The sequence below is a fragment of the Streptomyces sp. N35 genome, from assembly GCF_016464295.1.
Taxonomy (GTDB): Bacteria; Actinomycetota; Actinomycetes; order Streptomycetales; family Streptomycetaceae; genus Streptomyces.
This window is the reverse complement of record NZ_JAEIMH010000196.1, coordinates 1-1,363: the sequence shown is the minus strand read 5'-3', so window position 1 is coordinate 1,363 and position 1,363 is coordinate 1. Positions and strand designations below refer to the sequence as shown.

Genomic DNA, 1,363 nt, shown 5'->3' with positions numbered 1-1,363 from the left:
ATGCCTGATAGGCCTGGTCGGTCTTGCCGCGCCACCGTGCGGGCCACGACGCGTGCTGCTCGGCTTCCCAGGCTTCGAGGTGCGGCTGTCGGGCGGCCTGCCGGGCGGCGGCCTGGGCTACCTTCTCGGCGCGTGCGGCCTTCAGGGTCTCGGCGGCCTGCCGGGCCTGGGCTGCTGTCTGCTCGGCTGCGGCCTGGGCGGTGGCGAGCGGGTCAGCGGTCTCGTTCCCGGGGGCGGTCGCTCCCGCTGCCGGGGGCGTCTTCGACGGTGCCGGAGTCTTCGTGGTGGGGGGCATCGGTCGTCTCCTCAAGGTGGTGTGGCGGATGGGTGGGGGTACCGGTGGCGGGGTCGACGATGAGCGGCCCGAACGTTGTCAGCACCATGCGGGGGCGGGTGCTCACGCGGGCCCGTTCAGTCGCTCGGCGATCTCGACCAGCCGGGCGGCCTTGAGGCGCTGAGCGGTGGCCCAGTCACCAGACTGCTCGGCGGCGCGAATCGCCTCGGCGCTGCCCGCATCGGCAGGCTCGGGAACCCGCGCTTCGGGGCCGGGGGTGCCGTCGTCGTCCGGGGCGACAGCTGTCCCGAGGGCGGGGTGGATGGCGCCGTTCTCGTCGGCGCGGGCGAACAGTTCCATCAGCCGCTCGGCCTTGGCCTGCATGCTGTCCGCACGGTCGGGGATGTGCTCGGCGGGGTCGGGCTGATTCATGTGATCACTCCTTGCTCGTGTTGGTCTTTCGGGGCACGTTGAGGGCGTCGAGGATGCGGTGCGCAATCTCGGGGCCAAGCGGCGATAGGTCGGCCATGCGGCGTATGCCTGCGAGGTCGGTGACGAGTTCGGGGCCGCGTGCCGGATCGAGGGTGGCTGCGCGGGTGGTGATGCCGTTGCGGGCCGCGAAGGCCTTCAACTCGGCCACGTCCTCCGGGTCGTGGATGTAGTCGGACACAGGTGTCTCCTTGGGTGACATGCATCAGCCCCGGCACCGTGTGGGGTGTCGGGGCTGACCGCGTTGTTCGGTTGGTACGCAGGCGGTGGTTCAGGCTGCGGCGGTGCCGCAGGTGGGGTGGGTGGTCTGGCCGGGGCTCCGTCACCCCCATGGGCTGGCCGCAGGCCGTGCAGGTGTGAAGGGTGGGGATTTCTGCGTCCCTACCGTCCCCTTCGTCCCTGCCGCCGCGTTTGCACTGGTCAGGGGCCTGTTCGGGGTGGGACGGTTGCGTCCCCACCGTCCCGGGCTCCGCCCTGACCGTCCCGGGATTCGTGCTGGTCAGCACTGCGCAGGGACGGTTGGGACGGTTCAGTCCCCTCTGTTCACATGGACGTCAACATGATGAGCCAGGCACGGGGGCTCCGGGGGTCAGGCTGCTC

The 1,363-nt window shown here is 71.1% G+C and carries 2 protein-coding genes and 1 pseudogene; all 3 read right to left on the bottom strand.

Going from position 1 to position 1,363, the window contains the following annotated elements; all coding sequences use genetic code 11:
* Positions 1-295, bottom strand: a pseudogene (locus JAO81_RS41825) (hypothetical protein); the annotation flags it as partial.
* Between the two features lie 102 nt (positions 296-397).
* Complete coding sequence (locus tag JAO81_RS41820) at positions 398-706, bottom strand: hypothetical protein (RefSeq protein ID WP_199553240.1); 309 nt, start codon at positions 704-706, stop codon at positions 398-400.
* A gap of 4 nt (positions 707-710) precedes the next feature.
* Positions 711-944 carry a hypothetical protein gene (locus JAO81_RS41815; protein ID WP_199553239.1) on the bottom strand — a complete coding sequence of 78 codons (234 nt, stop codon included), beginning with the start codon at positions 942-944 and terminating at the stop codon, positions 711-713.
* Positions 945-1,363: the final 419 nt, after the last annotated feature.

What these genes read in the sequence shown, in the direction of transcription:
- JAO81_RS41820 (WP_199553240.1), bottom strand. Translation starts at nt 706, where the DNA reads ATGAATCAGCCCGACCCCGCCGAGCACATCCCCGACCGTGCGGACAGC.